The organism is Gemmatimonadaceae bacterium (genome assembly GCA_019752115.1).
Lineage (GTDB): Bacteria > Gemmatimonadota > Gemmatimonadetes > Gemmatimonadales > Gemmatimonadaceae > Gemmatimonas.
This window is the reverse complement of sequence record JAIEMN010000019.1, coordinates 12792-29506: the sequence shown is the minus strand read 5'-3', so window position 1 is coordinate 29506 and position 16715 is coordinate 12792. Positions and strand designations below refer to the sequence as shown.

Sequence of the window (16715 nt, the reverse complement as noted above, 5' to 3'; positions counted from 1 at the left end):
GCCCGTCCTACTCGGCGAACTGGCCCATGCGCAAAAACTTCTCGCGACGACGTCGCACGAGCTTGTCCGGCTTGAGGCGACGCAGTTCTTCGAGATTGTGCGTGAGGGCGTCCTTGAGCGCATTGGCCGTGGCCGCATGATCCGCATGCGCCCCGCCCACCGGCTCCGGCACCACCTCGTCCACAACGCGCAATTCCACGAGATCGGCGGCGGTGACGCGCAGCGCCTGCGCGGCCTTTTCCCGCATCTCCGGGCTCTTGCCATCCTTCCACAGAATGGCCGCGCACCCTTCGACCGAAATCGTGGAGTACACCGAGTTCTCGAGCATCAGGACGCGATCAGCCACGCCCAGCGCCAGCGCACCGCCCGAGCCGCCTTCGCCGATGACCGTGGCGATGATCGGCACCTGCAGCGCGCTCATTTCGAGCAGGTTGCGCGCGATGGCTTCGCTCTGGCCGCGCTCTTCGGCGCCGAGCCCCGGCCAGGCGCCCGGCGTATCGATGAACGTGATGACCGGCACCTGGAACTTCTCGGCGAGCTTCATGAGCCGGAGCGCCTTGCGGTACCCCTCCGGATGCGGCATGCCGAAGTTGCGCTTCAGGTTCTCCTTGGTGTCGCGGCCGCGTTCATGGCCGATCACCATCACCGTTTCGCCGTCGAGGCGCGCCCAGCCGGCCATGATCGCCGCATCTTCGCGGAAGAGGCGATCGCCGTGGAGCTCGATGAAATCGGTGAACGCCAGCCGGATATAGTCCGACGTGAACGGCCGACGGGCAATGCGCGCCACCTGCACGCGCTGCAGCGGCGTGAGGTTCTGGTAAATCTGGACGCGCAGTTCGCCCAGCTTCTTGTTCAGCGGAGCGAGTTCCGCCTCCACATCGAGCGAGCGCTCGGAGGCGAGTCGCTTCAGCTCCTCGATCTGCTTTTCGAGTTCCGCGAGCGGACGCTCGAACTCGAGAGTCGGGGCAGCAGCCATGACGATCCTGGAAAAGGGACGCGGCGCTCGTCAGCCACCGGTGCGCACGAGGCGCACCCGGTCGGCGCCAAGCAGCGCGCGAAGATCCGAGAGAATGGCGGGCGAGGCGGTCACGGTGAGCGACTTCGAGCGGAACCGGATGACCCGGCCACTCGCATCCTTCCACCGCAGCTCCAGTGGGGCCGATCCTTCATGCGCCTCCACCTTGGCCCGCACATCGTCCATCACCGCCGGCGGCAGATCGAGGCTCCGGTCGAGCTCGATTGCCACGGCCAGATCACCGCTGGCCCGCACCTCAGCGAAGCGCGTGACCGAATCCACGATGAACGTAGCGTTTTCGACGTCCTGATCCTTCCGGGAGTAGCCACCCTTGAGCAGCAGCGGCACGTCCGGACGGATGCGTTCAGCAATCACGCCCCACGCCTCCGGAAAGACCAGTACTTCGGAAGATCCGGAAAAATCCTCCACTGTCAACCGGGCGAACTCGGCCCCGGAACGCTTGGAGATCTGTTTCCGGATCGCGGTGACCACCACGCCGATGGTGACCGGGTCGGGCGTCCACGTACCGAGCTGCGAGACCGTATGCGACGCGAAGAGTTCGCACTCTGTTCGGTATGGCTCGAGCGGATGCCCGGAAATGTAGAAGCCAAGCAGCTCCTTCTCGCGCTGCAGCCGCTCGCTTTCCGTCCACGACGGCGTGTTGGGAAGCGACGGTGCCGTCGCATTTTTGGTGGGTGTTGCGCTGTCGGCCGCGTCGCCCAGCAGGTCGCCGAAGAGCGAGACCTGCCCCTTGGCGGCTTCTTCCTGCTGCAGCGACGCTTCGCTCATCGCCGCATCGAGCGCCGCGATCAGCTGCGCGCGGTGACCACCCAGCGCATCGCAGGCGCCGGCGGCGATCAGCGCTTCGAACACCCGCTTGTTGAAGACCCGCAGGTCTACCCGCGAGCAGAGATCGTACAGGCTCGTGAACGGCCCGTCCTTCCGGGCCTCGAGCAGCGTGTCGATCGCGCCGCGTCCGACGTTGCGAATGGCGCCGAGGCCAAAACGGATGCGCTTGTCGCCCACCACCGTGAAGCGCCACCCGGACTCATTCACATCCGGCGCCAGCACCTCGAGGCCCATTTCGCGGGCTTCGGCGATGTATTTGATGATTTCTTCAGTCTTCCCGATGTTCGACGACAGCAGCGCGGCCATGAACTCGGCCGGGTAGTGCGTCTTCAGGAAGGCCGTGTGATACGCCACCACCGAGTAGGCGACCGAGTGCGACTTGTTGAAGCCGTACCGGCCGAACGTTTCGATCTGGCCCGCGAGCTCTTCGATGATCTTGGGATCGTAGCCGCGCGCAATCGACTTCTCGGTGAACTTGCCGAGCTCCTTCTTGATGAGCTCCGCATCCTTCTTGCCGACGGCCTTTCGGAGCACGTCGGCTTCGGCCAGCGAGATGCCCGCGAGCACCTGGGCAATACGCATCACCTGTTCCTGATAGGTGATGACGCCGTAGGTGTTCGAGAGGATCGGCTCGAGCTCCGGCAGCGGATACACCGTGGGCTCTTCGCCACGCTTGCGCCGGATGTAGACGTTGTGCATCCCGGCGTCGAGCGGGCCCGGGCGCAGAAGCGCGTTCGACGCCACGAGGTCGTCGAACCGGTCGCAGCGCATGCGCTTGAGTACGTCGGTCGCGAGCGGGGATTCGAACTGGAACACCCCGCCGGTGCGCCCCGCCCGCAGGACTTCGTACGTCTTCGGATCGGTGAAGCCGCGCTCCTCGAGCGTCACCTCGATCCCCGACCGCTCCTTGATCGCCTTGAGCGTATCGGTGATGACGGTCAGCGTGGTGAGGCCGAGGAAGTCCATCTTGAGCATGCCGGCCTTTTCGAGCGCCGTCATGTCGTACTGCGTCACGATCACGCGTTCGTCGCCGTCGGAGCCGGAGCCCTTCGTGGCCTGGGTGCAGATCGGCACGAACTGATCGAGCGGGCCGGGCGCGATGACGACGCCGGCCGCGTGCACCCCCGTGTGGCGCGAGAGCCCTTCGAGGCGCACCGCGAAGTCGAGCAGCTGCCGATAGCGCGCATCGCTTTCGTAGAACTGCTTGACCTCCGGGACCTGCTCGATCGCCTCCTTCACCGTGAGCGAGAAGTTCGGCGCGTTCGGGATGAGCTTGGCCAGCGCGTCCGTTTCGGCGGGCGTGAAGCCGAGCGTACGCCCCACGTCCTTGATGGCCGCGCGCGACTTCATGGTTCCGAACGTGACGATCTGCCCGACGCTGTCCTTGCCGTACTTCTGCCGCACGTATTCGATGACTTCGCCGCGCCGTTCGAAGCAGAAGTCGACGTCCACGTCGGGCATCGACACGCGCTCCGGATTCAGGAAGCGCTCGAAAAGCAGGTCGAACTCCAGCGGGCAGACGTCGGTGATCCTGGTCGCGTACGCCACGAGCGAGCCGGCGGCCGAACCACGCCCCGGTCCCACCGGAATGCCGCGATCGCGCGCGGCCTTGATGAAGTCGGCGGTGATCAGGAAGTAGCCGGAGTAGCCGGTCTTCGTGATGACACCCAGCTCGTAGTCGAGCCGCTCCTGCACGTTCGCCGGGAGCGGATCGCCGTAACGGGCCTTCGCGCCGTCGGTGGCCAGCTGGACCAGCAGGTCATTCTCCGTCGCCACGCCGTCGGGGAGCGGGAATGACGGCACGTAGTACTTCTTGGCGAACTGCACATCCACCGCGTCGGCGATCGCGAGCGTGTTCGTGAGCACGTCCTCGCGGCCGGGGAAGAACGGCCGGATCTCGTCGGCACTCTTGAAGTAGAGGCCGTCGTCGTACTTCATCCGATCCTTGTCGTTCCGATCCTTGCCCAGGCCGATGCAGAGGAGCACGTCGTGCGCCTCATGATCATCGTGGCTCAGGAAGTGGGCATCGTTCGTCGCGATGACGGGCAGCCCCAGATCGTCGGCGAGCGACAGCACCTTGGCGTTGAGCGTGGCCTGCCCCTCGCTCGTGTGCGCCTGCACCTCGAGGTAGTAGCGGTCCTTGAACAGCTCGGCGTACCACGCCGCCGCCTCGCGGGCCTCGGCGATGCGATCGTCCATCAGGTGCGTGGCCACCTCGCCGGCCAGACAGGCTGAGGAGACGATCAGCCCTTCCGAGTGCGCCGCCAGCAGCTCCCGGTCGATGCGCGGCTTGGTGTAGAACCCCTCGGTGTACCCCAGCGACGTGAGCTTGACGAGATTCTTGTAGCCCACGAGATCGCGGGCCAGCAGCACGAGGTGGTAGTACGGCTTGACGCCTGGTGCCGGTCGGCCGCGCGTCCGGCGATCCCCGGGGGCGACGTACGCCTCCATCCCGAGGATCGGCTTGACGCCGGCTTTGCGTGCCTTCTCCTGGAACTCCCAGGCGGCATGCATGTTACCGTGATCGGTAATCGCGAGCGCCGGCATCTCGAACTGCTGCGCGCGCGTGATCAGGTCATCAATCCGGTTCGCCCCGTCAAGGAGCGAGTACTCGGAGTGGCAGTGCAGGTGGACGAACGACATGGGATGGGAATGATACCCCGATGGCTCTCAGCTCGGCAGTTCTTCGCCCGGTCCGGCGCCCTGGTGGCGACGGCGCTGGTGCTGTTCCTGGGGCTCACCCCCATGGGCTGTTATCTGTCCCGGGCCGCATATGAAGAAGCGCGCATCCTCGCACGGCGGCAGCCGATTCAGCAGCTCGTCGCGCGCGACAACACCGATCCGGTGCTCCGTGCCAAACTGGCGTTGGTGCTGCAGGCGCGGCAGTACGCGGCCGATTCGCTCCACCTCAAAGCCAACGAGAGCTTCACGGCCTTCTCGCAGCTCGATCGCGATACGCTCGTATTGGTCGTCAACGCCGCCTACCGCGACCGCCTGGAGCGCAAAACGTGGTGGTTTCCGGTCGTGGGCCGATTTCCGTACAAAGGCTTCTTCGACTTCAAGGAGGCGCAGCGCACCGCCCAGGAGCTCCGCGAGCAGGGCTTCGACGTCACGGTGGGCCCCTCATCCGCCTTCAGTACCCTGGGCTGGTTCAACGATCCGCTGGTGAGCACCACCGTCAAGATGGATTCGGTGACGCTCGTCAACACGATCTTTCATGAGCTGCTGCACAACACCTTCTTTGCGAAGGGCTCGGTGAGCTACAACGAATCGTTCGCCAGCTTCGTGGGTGGGCGGGCCACGGAGCACTTCTTCCGCTCGCGCGGCGATACCGCCATGCTGCGCCGCGCCGAGGCGGATTGGCAGGACGATCTGCTCCTCGGCGCCTTCTGGGAGCGCACCGCCCACGAGATCGACAGCGCCTTCACCGCCCTCCCCGACAGCGCTCACGCCGCCCGCCTCGCCGCGCGCGACACCATCTACGGCCGCGCCCGACGCCGGCTCGTGGACTCGGTGGGCCCACAGCTCCGGACCTACCCGAAAGGCTGGGTGGAGCGCGTCCCGCTCAACAACGCCGTCCTCATGGCTCGTCGCGTCTATGCGGATCGACTGGATCGCTTCGATTCCGTGTACGTCGCCAATGGACGGGACTTGCCGAAGGCCATTCGCGCGGTCATTGCCATGTATCAGGATTCGGTGAAGGCAGCGAAGCGATAGGAACAGCTCACACAGGGCTCACGAAGACAGAAGAGGCCACAGGGCGATCGTGTGCGTCCCGTGGCCTCTTCTGTCTCCGTGCGCTCTGTGCGAGCTGTTTTCGTCCTACTTCTCCGGCAGCAGCACGAACCGCGCCCGGTTCGTCTCGTTCAAGTACTGCTTCGCCGCGGCAAAGAGCTTCTCGGCGGTGAGCCCGTTCACCAGCGTGAGATAGTCGCCCATCGTCTCCAGCGGATCGCCGTACTCGGCGCGCGTCCGGATGCTGCTCAGCCAGTAGCCGTTCTGCTTGAGCTGGACCTCGAACTCCCGGCGCTGCTGCTCCTTCACGCGCTCGAGCTCCGCCGCCGAGGGCGGCACGCGGCGCAGCGAGTCGAGCTCCTGCTCCAGCGCCGCAAACATGCTTTCGGCCTTGTCGGGCGAGGAGCCGTATTGGATGCTGAACTGCCACTCTTCGCGCGGACGGCGCGACAGGTTGCCGCCCACACTCACGCTGTAGGTACCGCCGAGCGCTTCGCGCAGGCGATCGAGGAGCCGCATTTCCGCCAGGTCGGCCAGCGACGAGATCAGATACGCCTGCTCGCGGCTATAGGGCGCGGTGCCACTCAGCAGCACGATCGTGGAGCTCGTCGGCTCGAGCCCCTTCTTCACCAGCTTCGTGACCTGACCGGCGAGTGGCTTGGGCCCGGTTTCCTTCCACGTCTCCTTGCGACCGCTGGCCGGCAGCGTGGCAATCCACTGCGCCACGAGGGGCTTGAGCGTGGCGAGATCCACATTGCCCACGAATACCACGGTCATGTCGCCCACGTCGGCAAAGCGATCCTTGTACAGCGCAAGCATGCGCCCAAGGTCGAACTCCTTGAGCATGTCCATCGAGAGCGGACGTACACGAGGATGTCCCGCCCCCAGCGTCATCTGGATCGTGTCCTGGAAGACGAGCTGCGGGTTGGCGTCCTTGTTCTTGATGACCGTTTCGTACTGCTGCAAGAACGCCTTGAACAGCGCCGTATCGGCGCGCGGCGCGGTCACGCGCAGCCACGCCAGCTGCAGCATCGTTTCGAGGTCACGCGGCGACGCACTCCCCGACAGCCCTTCGGTCAGATCGCCGATCTGCGCGGACACGTTCGCCACTTTGCCGGTGAGCTTCTTCCGCAGATCGATCGCCGAGAAACTGCCGACGCCGCCCTGCTGAATGATCGACGGGGCGAGCGCGGCCGTCAGCGCCTCGGCATCGCTCACCAGGCTGCCGCCGCCCGGGCTCCACGCCGTCATCAGGATCTGATCGTTGTTGAAATCGGTCGGCTTCACGAGCACGCGAATGCCATTCGACAGCGTCCACTCCGTGATGCCGGGGCCCGCGATGGTGCGCTCAGCCACGATCTTGCCCGGCGCCGGGGCCGACGGGACGAGTGCTCCTTCGGCCACCGTCTCCGTCCACGGGGTGATGCTGGTCGCGAGCACCTTGCCAAAGATCGCCCGGACCTCCGCCTCCGTCGGCACCTTTGCGTCGGCCCGTTCCGGCATGGCAATCGTCACCACGCGGTTCGCTGATCCGCTCTGCGACTGCCCCACGGCGTTCACATCGGCGAGCGACAGGGACGGCACCAGGGCCTTGGCCAGCGCGAACTCGTATGCGATCCCCGGAATCGGCTCCTGCTCGAGGAAGTTCGTGACGTACTCATCCACGTACTGCGCCGACTCCGACTTGTCGCGTTCGGCGTACGCCTGCTCGTAGCTGCGGAGCAGGTTCGTCTTCGCCCGCTCGAGTTCGGCCGGCAGCGCGCCGAAGCGCTGCATGCGCTCCGACTCGATGAGCAGCGACTGCAGCGTCTCGAGGATCTTGCCGTCCTTCGCTCCCGCTGAGAGGGAGCTCACTTCGGCGTTGCGGACGAAGCGGCCACTGCCGCTCCCCGCGCCGGTGAAGGGCGCGTCGGGGCGCAGGCGGATTTCGCTGAACCGCTGATTGAGAATGGACTGGTAGAGCTGCTCGGCCAGCTGCGTACGATACGCCTTCACCGTGCGCGACACCGTCACCGGACGCTTCCACAACACCTGCACACTGGCCGTGGTCAGCTCTTTGTCGGTGGCAATGGAGACCAGCGTGGAGTCATGCGGCGGGACCGCGGCATAGGTACGCGGGCGCGGTGCGGTACGGCGCGCAATGCCGCTGAAGTTCGCGCGGATGAGCGCCTCCAGCTTTACGGGATCGGCGTCGCCGACGGCGACGACCGCCATGAGATCGGGGCGGTACCAGTCGCGCCAGTAGCGCTTGAGCGCTGAGGGGTTGGCCTTCTCGAGAATCGACGGCAGACCGATCGTGAGACGGTCGGCGTAGCGCGAGCCCTTGAAGATCACCGGCAACTGCTTGTCGCGCAGTCGCGAGCCGGCGCCGAGTCCGTCGCGCCATTCGCTCAGCACGACGCCCCGTTCCGCCACGACCTCGGTGGAGTCGAACAGGATGCCGCTCGCCACGTCGCGCAGGAACCGCAGGCTCTTGTCGAGAATGCCCGCGCCGTCGGTCGGGACGGGCAGGATGTACACGGTTTCGTCAAAGTTCGTGTACGCATTCAGGTCGGCCCCGAAGCGCACGCCGATCGACTCGAGATACTTCACGATGTCGTTCTTGGCGAAGCTCTTCGTGCCGTTGAACGCCATGTGCTCGATGAAGTGCGCGAGACCGCGCTGATCCTCCTCTTCCAAAATCGAGCCGGCGTTCACGACGAGGCGGAGTTCGGCGCGCTTCTCCGGCTTCGCATTACGGCGGATGTAGTACTTGAGCCCATTGGGGAGCGTGCCGATACGGACCGCCGGATCCACCGGCAGGACCGCTCGGCCGTTCGTATCCACGGCGGCGGCGCGGGACGCGGCGGGCGTCGCGGCCCGTTGGGCAGGGAGCAGCGCCGGGAGCAGGCTGGCGACGAGCGCGGCGCGGAAGAACGTGGGCATGCGGGACATTGGGTGAAGGATCAAGCGGTCGAACGGAGGAAAGGGACCACGCAACAGCCACCGCGGGCACTCAGGAGGCGCCGAAGCGCCCCCGCAGCAACGCGCGCAAGTCCACCGTGGGTTCGATCACCGCCCCCTCCCGCGGACCGGGCAGGGCGGGCGGCTGATGCTCACCCACCGTGACGCGCTGCATCGTGCGTCGTACCCCCTCATCAAGAAAACGGGACAGCTGGGAGTAGGCGAAGTCCGCGCCGGTACGGGTGCTGTAGCTGTGGAGGGGATAGGTCACGTACAACTCGTTCCGCGCCCGCGTCATGGCGACGTACATCAGGCGGCGCTCCTCCTCCACCTGATCCTCATCGCCCGCCGCCCGCCCCATGGGGAAGACGCCATCGCTGGCGTGGATCACGAAGACGACATCCCACTCCTTGCCCTTCGCCGAGTGGACGGTCGACAGGATGAGGGCGTCGTCTTCGTCGGTGCTGCCCACGGCGAGGTCCTGCGTGGCCGCGGGCGGTTCGAGCGCGAGAGCGGCCAGGAAGGTGCCGCGATCGGGGTAGCCGGCGGCGATGATCTCAAGCTGGTCGAGATCGGCGAGCCGCGGCGGCGCGTCGTCGTAGGTGGCCTGCAGAATCGGGTCGTAAAGCTGGCGGGCGAGGCGAATGCTTTCCGCCGGGCTATGCGCATGCTGCCGCTCCACCCGTCGCATGCCGTCGAACAAGGCCGCCATCCCCTGCAGTGCCGGGCGGGCGCGGGCGGGCGCTCGCAGCGCGCCCAGGGCCATGGGCTCCCAGTTGTGCTGCGCCAGCAACTCGATGGCGCCGCGCGCGGTCGCATCGCCCACCCCAGGCAGCAGCCGCAGCAGGCGATACCAGCTCACCTCGTCGCGTGGGTTCTCGAGCACGCGCAGGAAGGCGAGCATGTCCTTGATGTGCGCCGCCTCGAGGAACTTGAGCCCGCCCCACTTCTCGTACGGAATCCGGCGATTGGCGAGCTCGATCTCCAGGTCGGCCGAGAGATAGCCGGCGCGAAAGAGCACCGCCATCTCGCGCAGCGGCGTCCCCTGCTCGTGCAGTTCGAGCAGCCGGTCCACCACGAAGGCCGTCTGCGCGGTCTCATCGCGCACCGTAACGAGCCACGGGGCCTCGCCGCCTTCGCGCGTCGTCCACAGCTGCTTGGAATAGCGCTGGGTGCTGCGGGCAATGAGCGTGTTCGTCGTGTCGAGAATGGGCGCGGTGGAGCGGTAGTTCTGCGCCAGCGTGACGATGTGCGTGCCCGGGAACTCGTGCGGGAAGTCGAGGATGTTGCGAATCGTGGCGCCGCGAAAGGCGTAGATGCTCTGGGCATCGTCGCCCACCACGGTAATGCGCCCGCTCGTGCAGAGGCCGCGCAGGATGCGCGATTGCAGCGGGTTGGTATCCTGATACTCGTCGACCAGCACATGATCGAAGAGGGCGCGGATCTCGTGCGCAATGCTCGGCGCCTGCTCGAGGAGCAGCGCCCAGGAGAGCAGGAGATCGTCGTAGTCGAGCAGATTGCGCGCCGTCTTGCGCTGCACGTAGTCGCCGAAGCAGCGCTCGATATCGCCGGTCCAGGCGAGAAAGTGGGGCCACTGCTCCTGCAGCAGTTCCTCGATGGGCCGGTTGGTGTTGACGTGCCGCGAGTAGAGCGACACGAGCGTTTCGGCGCGCGGGAAGCGCGGGGCCGAGCGCGGCGCGTTCTTGAGATCGCCGTACCCGAGGGCGGAGCGCGAGAGCCCCATCAGGTCGCTGGCGTCGCTCTGATCGAGGATCGTGAAGTCGCCCGGGAGGCCAGCGGCGGGACCGAAACGGCGCAGGAGCCGGTGGGCCGTGCCATGAAAGGTGCCTCCCTGGACCTGCTGGGACGCCGAGCCGACGAGCCGCTCGCAGCGGCTGATCATTTCCTGGGCGGCCCGCCGGGTGAAGGTCAGGAGCAGGATCCGCCCCGGGGGGACCCCGCGCTGAATGAGGGCGGCGACGCGGTGGATGAGGGTGCGGGTTTTTCCGGACCCTGCCCCGGCCACTATAAGAAGGGGGCTATCCCCATGGCTCGCCGCTTCGGCCTGCGCGGCGTTGAGGGCCGGCCCGTCGGCCGTAGCTGGGGGCGGGGGCACGACGCGCCGGGCGGGGACGGGGACATGGACGCGGGGCAGGTCGGCCATGGCGGGGAAGATAACCCGAACGTGTCAGCGGAGCGTCACCCCGGGGTGGGGGGGGCGAGGGTGGGGCGGATGCCCGCCCCGTGACGCGTGACGGGGCGTACCCGTCTTTTCTCCGTGCGTCTGGGTGCGCTGGAGCCGTCCGCGGGTGTCATCGAACACCCGATGGCGGGGGCCTGAGGCGGGCGCGACTGTGGAAAAGTGCGTAAAATGAGGGGGCGGTCATAAGATTGTGACGGCCGCCGCCAGGATTCGGGAACCTCGACCGCTTGACCGTGTCGCGGGTCACCCGTACCTTTTGCGCTTGCTATTGTGGCGAGGAGTGCGCGCGGCAGCCCAGCCAGGGTTGTCGCGGCCTGTTCGTCTGGTGGTGCAGGACTCGAGGTCGAGCGGAGCTTGGACCGTGACGCTTCGAGGGCAGGACAGTTCCACAGTAGTTCTGCGGCCTCCCGCGGTTGGGTGTGCGGGCGCTGCAGTGCAGTTCGGGCATCACGCAGGACATACGACGCTGGACTCCGCATCGGCCGCTCCCCGAGACGAGCTCCCCGTCCGCTGTGCTTCTGAGGTGATGAGATGCGCGCCACTTCGGCGAGTGTCTGCCACGCTGACGCTGTTGTCGAGGATCCCGACCTCATGACGGCAAACGACCTCCACAACCTCGCAAGAGGGGGATGAATGCAACTCTTCTCTCGGAACAAGGCGCTCGTCGCCCTGAGCCTGAGCGCCCTGACGGTGCTCGGTGCTTGCGGTGATGACGTCACGGTGACCCAGACGACGACGCCGGAAACGGTGACGTTGTCGCCGGCGAACCTTTCGCTGAACGTCGGCGAAGTGGGCTCGCTGGCTGCCCAGATCGTGGGCGGCACGAACTCGACGCTCGCGAGCTGCACGGCGAGCAGCGCGGTGATCACGGTGGCCGTGAACAGCGGCGCGTGCCGTGTCACGGCGGTGGCGCCGGGTAACGCGACGGTGACGGCCACGACGAGCTCGGGCAAGAGCGCGTCGGCGGGTGTCACGGTCAACGCGCCGGCTCCGGCGATCGTCGGCCTCTCGGTCACGCCGGCCGCGGCCAACCTGACGGTTGGTGGCACGGCGACGATCACGGCCAACCCGACGACGCAGGCGACGGGTGCGACCATCACGCGTTCGTTCGTGACGAGCAACGCGGCGGTGGCGACGGTGAACGCGACGACGGGTGTCGTCACGGCGGTGGCCCCGGGTACGGCCACGATCACGGTGACGCTGACGGGTTCGGGCACGGGCCTGACCACGGCGACGGTGACGGGCCAGGTGGCCATCACGGTCACGGCGCTTCCGGCTGGCATCACGGCGCTCTCGGTGAACCCGGCCTCGGTGTCGGTGCTCCCCGCGGGCACGGCGACGCTCGTTCCGGCCGCGACGACGGCCTCGGGCGTGACGGCGAGCTTCTCCTACGTCTCGGCGAACCCGGGCGTGGCGACGGTCAGCTCGACGGGTGTGGTGACGGGTGTGGCGCCGGGCGCCACGTCGATCACGGTGACGGCCACGTCGCTCGCGACGTCGTCGTTCTCGGCCTCGACGCTCACGGCCACGGTGCCGGTGACGGTCGTCCAGCGCGCGCAGATCGCGATCGGCAACATCACGACGGGTCAGACCAACAACCCGGTCGACATCTCGAACGTGAACGGCCAGATCCAGGTCGCGCTGAACCTTGACGTGGGTGGCCAGGTCGTGACGGCCACGAACGTCTGCGTGCTTGCGCCGTCCTCGACGACGCCCTGCACGGCGGCCAACGCGGCTGCGCGTCAGACCTACGGTGCGGGTGGTGCCTCGACGGGCACGATCAACGCCTTCATCAACACGGCCGACTTCACGGTCACGGCCGACTCGGGCACGGCGACGGCGCTCTACCAGAACGGTCAGAGCATCATCGTGGCCTCGTACGAAGCGGCGGGCTCGGGCTCGACCGCCTCGAACAACCAGGTCGTCCTGAACTTCAACAACACGGACGGCTTCGCCGCGTGGCACCGCGCCCCGTCGAACTCGGCCGTGCGCCTGGCTGATAACCTGACGTTCTTCGGTGGCCCGGGCACGGCTGGCCGTGGCTCGGTCATCGTGACGCCGGTCATCTACACGCCGGGTCGCTCGATCTCCCGCGCGACGGTGCAGCTCGCGGGCGCCCCTTGCGGCGCGCAGAGCTACACGTTCGTGACGGGCACGGACAACCGTCCGTGGCGCATCACGTACGGCTCGGGCACGACGGCCACGACGTTCTTCGGCTGCTCGAGCGCGACGAACACGGGTGTGACCGACCTCGACCTGCTCCCGCTGGTCACGGCCTCGGTTGACAACCAGCAGAACCCGGGCCCGACGGTCGGCGCGGTGACGGCCTTCCGGACGGCCACGACGAACCTGAACGGTTCGCCGGTGACGATCCCGGGCCGCATCCGTGCGGACTACCAGGGTCCGAGCCTCACGGTCACGGCTCCGCTCAACCAGTGGGCCTCGATCGCCAGCAACTACAGCTTCCGCTCGAACACGTCGATGAACGACGGCGTCGGCGTCGGTTTCGCCAGCGCCACGACTGCGACGAACCAGGGCACGCTGACGTTCACGTTCACGGGCTGCGGCACGACTGCGGCTGCGTTCGATGGCACGACGGGCACGGGTGCGATCCCCGAGTGCTCGACGAACTTCACGCAGAGCGTGTACACGGTTGCTGCCACGGGCGCTGACCGCCTCGGCAACAGCACGACCTCGGCCAACTCGGGCACGTTCGCCATCGACAACACGCCGCCGCAGCTCCGTTACACGGCGTCGTCGGACTCGCTGACGATCTACAACGGCGTGCTCCCGCTCGCCGGCTCGGCGGCTGACACGATGTTCTCGGCCGAGGCCCTGGACGACCGCTCGGGCTTCGACGCCGGTGCGGCCAGCCACTACCTCGCCCGTGCTAACCAGACGAATTCGACCGGCACGTGCGTCGTCGGCTCGATTCCGACGGCCGGCATCGGCTCGTCGTTCATCACGAACCCGAACTGCACCATGGCGACCGCCGCCTTCACGGGCGCGGTGCTTCCGGACGGCTTCCGTCCGATCGCGCCGGTCGTTCTCTCGGGCCTCGGTGGCACGCAGGGTTACTACACGTACTCGGTCACCATCAAGGACCGCGCCGGCAACACGGGCGTGTTCCCGACGGGCACGGGCGTGATCCGTCAGGCGCTCGTCAACAACACGGCGCCCGCCATCACGGGCCTGGGTCTCCCGGGCACGGTCACGGCTTCGACGCAGGGTGCGTTCACGCCGAACTTCATCGAAACGGTTGAAGCGTGGTTCACGAACTTCCGCGTGTCGTACGCCGGCCTGCAGAACCCGGCCGCTTCGGCGGAAGCCTCGATCATCTTCCCGGCGACGCCGGTGGAGTCGGCCAGCGCCGCGGTGATCACCGGCCAGTTCGGCCGCTGGAACAACGTGATCTTCCCGAACGGCAACGTTACGGTTGGTACGCCGTTCACGTCCGGTACGACGTTCTACACCAACATCGAATTCACGAACGCCAACGGTACGCTCTCGAACACCCCGACGGTTCTCCGTCCGGACTCGATCGGCGCACGCGTGGCGAACGTCGGTGGTCTGGTGTCGACGGCTGGCGCCACGGGCCAGTACGCGGTCGCGCTGCTTAGCGGCAACGTGGCTGACGATGCGACCCGCTGGAACGCCAAGACGGCTGGCGCGAACATCATCGCGTTCACGATGGGTACCGACGCCGCGCAGTGGAACGCGCCGGCGAACGGTGTGAAGGCTGTGGTCACGGCCAACTCGAACCAGATCAACTCGCCGTTCGGTCGCGTTGACTTCTACGCCTACACGGCGGCTGGTTCGGGCAACTGGCGCTACCTCGGGTCGGTCAACGGCCAGAGCGCGCCGAGCACGTCCGCGGCTGGAGCGGGCCCGGTGTACATCGCCGACAACGGCGGCACGCGCACCTGGACCTATCGCCTCACCACGGCCGCTTGCGACTCGGTGACGGTTGGCTGCACGGGCGCCACGCTCGGTGCGCAGGTTGGTAACAACATCATCGCGGTTGCGACGACGGTTGACGGCCAGGGTCGTGCCCTGGCGACGACGGCTGGCGCTGGCTCGGCCATCCTCGCTTCGGCCCCGTCCTCGTGGGCGGCTGCTCCGACGTTTGGCTTCGCGGCCAATTACAACGTCGCTGCGGCTGGCGTGAGCGGCCCGACGGCCATCACGTCGGGTCCGACGTACACGGCTGCCAATGCCTTCGGCAGCCCGGCCAACGCGGTGTACAGCTGCGTCTCGGCCAACACGGCGATCGCCACCTGCTCGATCAACTCGAGCACGGGTGCGGTTACCACGACGATGGCGGCTGGCCTGGCCAGCGGCGCGACGACGACCATCACGGTCTACGCCGTCAGCGCTCCGAGCAACGGCTTCGCCGGTGCTTCGGCCTCGACGAGCTTCACGGTCACGGTTCCGTAATCCGGATCCGCTTGATCTGAGCTAACGATCGGGGGAGGTCCTTCGGGGCCTCCCCCGATTCGTTTTCGCTCCCGAGTTCGCTAGAATTCGAAACGTCGGCCGCCAGCGCGGGTATCTGCGCCAACTGCCGACGTTTCGCTTTGTCCCATCGCGCCTCACGGCGCCTGACCATATGGCTATGATCACTCGCTCGTTCGTTCGCAGGACTCTCGCGTTCACCACCGCAGCGGCCGCGCTCCTCCTCACGGCCTGCGGCCCCGACGAAGTCGGCGCCAAGAAGCTCAAGCCCATCAAGGAGGGCATGGCGCAGGATTCGATCTACCCGATCATGGGCACCGGCCCGCTTACGGCCACCTTCGCTGCCGATAGCGCACGCCTCGACCATGGCTTCCGGCGCTCGATCTACCTGGTCAACGGCAAGAACATCCAGGTGGTCTACTATCGCGAGCAGCCGGGGAACGTCGCCGAGCCGCTCTACCAGGACACCGAAACGCCGGTGGTCGTGGTGGACAAGAAAGTCGAAGGGTGGGGCTGGAAAGCCTACAAGAAGGCCATGAAGAGCTACAACCTTCCGGCCAACGTCACCCCGCGCGATACGGCCCCGGTGAAGGGGACCCCGGTCCCGGCCCCGACCAAGACGGACTCCGCCGCGAAGCCGGCCGGTCCGAAGGCCTAAGCAGCCCGACGCAGGCCTACGCCTCGATCGCCCGCGTCTCGTCGCTGACGGTCAGCCGAAAGACCTGCGCAAAGCCGCGCGCCACCGCGCCGGCCACATCAGCCAGCGAAGGCACCGAACGGTGGCCCAGGAGCGCGAGCTCCCGGGCCACCGTGGTCATTTCCACCCCATCGATCCCACACGGCACCGTGTGCGCGAACGTCGCCAGCGTGTTCTCGACGTTGAGCGCGACCCCATGCCAGGTCACCCAGTCGCGAGCATGCACGCCGATGCTCGCCAGCTTGCGGCGCCCACGCGCGTCCTCCACCCACACGCCCGTGAGCCCGGCCACGCGCGTGGTCTCGAGCCCGAACTCGCGCAGCGCCACGATCACCGCTTCCTCGACCTGCCGCAGATACCAGTGCAGGTCCTTGGTGTGCTGCTTGAGGTCGAAGATCGGGTAAGCCACCAGCTGCCCCGGCTCGTGCACGGTCACATCGCCGCCGCGCTCCACATCGCGCAGCTCGACGCCAGCCGCCTCAAGCCCCTCGGCGGTGGCCAGCAGATGCCCCGGCTTCGTGCTGCGCCCCAGCGTCACGACCGGCGGATGCTGCACCAGCAGCAGCACATCGTGCGGTTCCTCGCCCGCAATACGGCGGCGCGCGGTCTCCTTTTGCAGAGACCACGCGTCATCGTAGGGCATCAGCCCCAGATCACGGAGAGCGAGGAGACGGTCGGACATCGGCAGAAAAGATCAGTATGGGGTGAGGATCACGGGATCGGGTATCGGGCATCCGACATCCGATTGCTGACTTCGGTGTGGTGAACCCCAAACCCCAAACCAAAAACCCCAAACCCCAAACTGATCAGTTCAGGAT

The 16715-nt window shown here is 66.9% G+C and carries 8 protein-coding genes; 3 read left to right on the top strand and 5 right to left on the bottom strand.

Features of this window, described 5'->3' with window-relative positions; genetic code table 11:
• Window positions 1-7: 7 nt before the first annotated feature.
• Both K2R93_08610 and dnaE read right to left on the bottom strand, forming a co-directional pair.
• Entirely contained in the window at window positions 8-976 is a 969-nt protein-coding gene (locus K2R93_08610; GenBank protein ID MBY0489889.1) for an acetyl-CoA carboxylase carboxyltransferase subunit alpha, read from the bottom strand.
• A gap of 30 nt (window positions 977-1006) precedes the next feature.
• Window positions 1007-4507 (bottom strand): DNA polymerase III subunit alpha, encoded by a 3501-nt coding sequence (gene dnaE / locus K2R93_08605; protein MBY0489888.1) that lies wholly within the window; start codon window positions 4505-4507, stop codon window positions 1007-1009.
• Between the two features lie 3 nt (window positions 4508-4510).
• Between dnaE and K2R93_08600 the strand changes: the two genes are divergently transcribed.
• Entirely contained in the window at window positions 4511-5581 is a 1071-nt protein-coding gene (locus K2R93_08600) for an aminopeptidase (GenBank protein MBY0489887.1), read from the top strand.
• Between the two features lie 105 nt (window positions 5582-5686).
• Here the strand turns inward: K2R93_08600 and K2R93_08595 are convergent, their stop codons facing one another.
• Both K2R93_08595 and K2R93_08590 read right to left on the bottom strand, forming a co-directional pair.
• Window positions 5687-8524: an insulinase family protein gene (locus K2R93_08595; protein MBY0489886.1), complete on the bottom strand. Its 2838-nt coding sequence runs from the start codon at window positions 8522-8524 to the stop codon at window positions 5687-5689.
• A 70-nt stretch (window positions 8525-8594) separates the two neighbouring features.
• Complete coding sequence (locus K2R93_08590) at window positions 8595-10706, bottom strand: ATP-dependent helicase (protein ID MBY0489885.1); 2112 nt, start codon at window positions 10704-10706, stop codon at window positions 8595-8597.
• A 672-nt stretch (window positions 10707-11378) separates the two neighbouring features.
• Between K2R93_08590 and K2R93_08585 the strand changes: the two genes are divergently transcribed.
• A complete protein-coding gene (locus K2R93_08585; GenBank protein ID MBY0489884.1) occupies window positions 11379-15182 on the top strand; it encodes an Ig-like domain-containing protein in 3804 nt (1267 codons plus the stop codon).
• 172 nt (window positions 15183-15354) lie between these two features.
• Window positions 15355-15858 (top strand): DUF3192 domain-containing protein, encoded by a 504-nt coding sequence (locus K2R93_08580; protein MBY0489883.1) that lies wholly within the window; start codon window positions 15355-15357, stop codon window positions 15856-15858.
• A gap of 16 nt (window positions 15859-15874) precedes the next feature.
• Here K2R93_08580 and lipB read toward each other — a convergent pair whose 3' ends face one another.
• A complete protein-coding gene (lipB, locus tag K2R93_08575) occupies window positions 15875-16579 on the bottom strand; it encodes a lipoyl(octanoyl) transferase LipB (protein MBY0489882.1) in 705 nt (234 codons plus the stop codon).
• Window positions 16580-16715 lie beyond the last annotated feature (136 nt).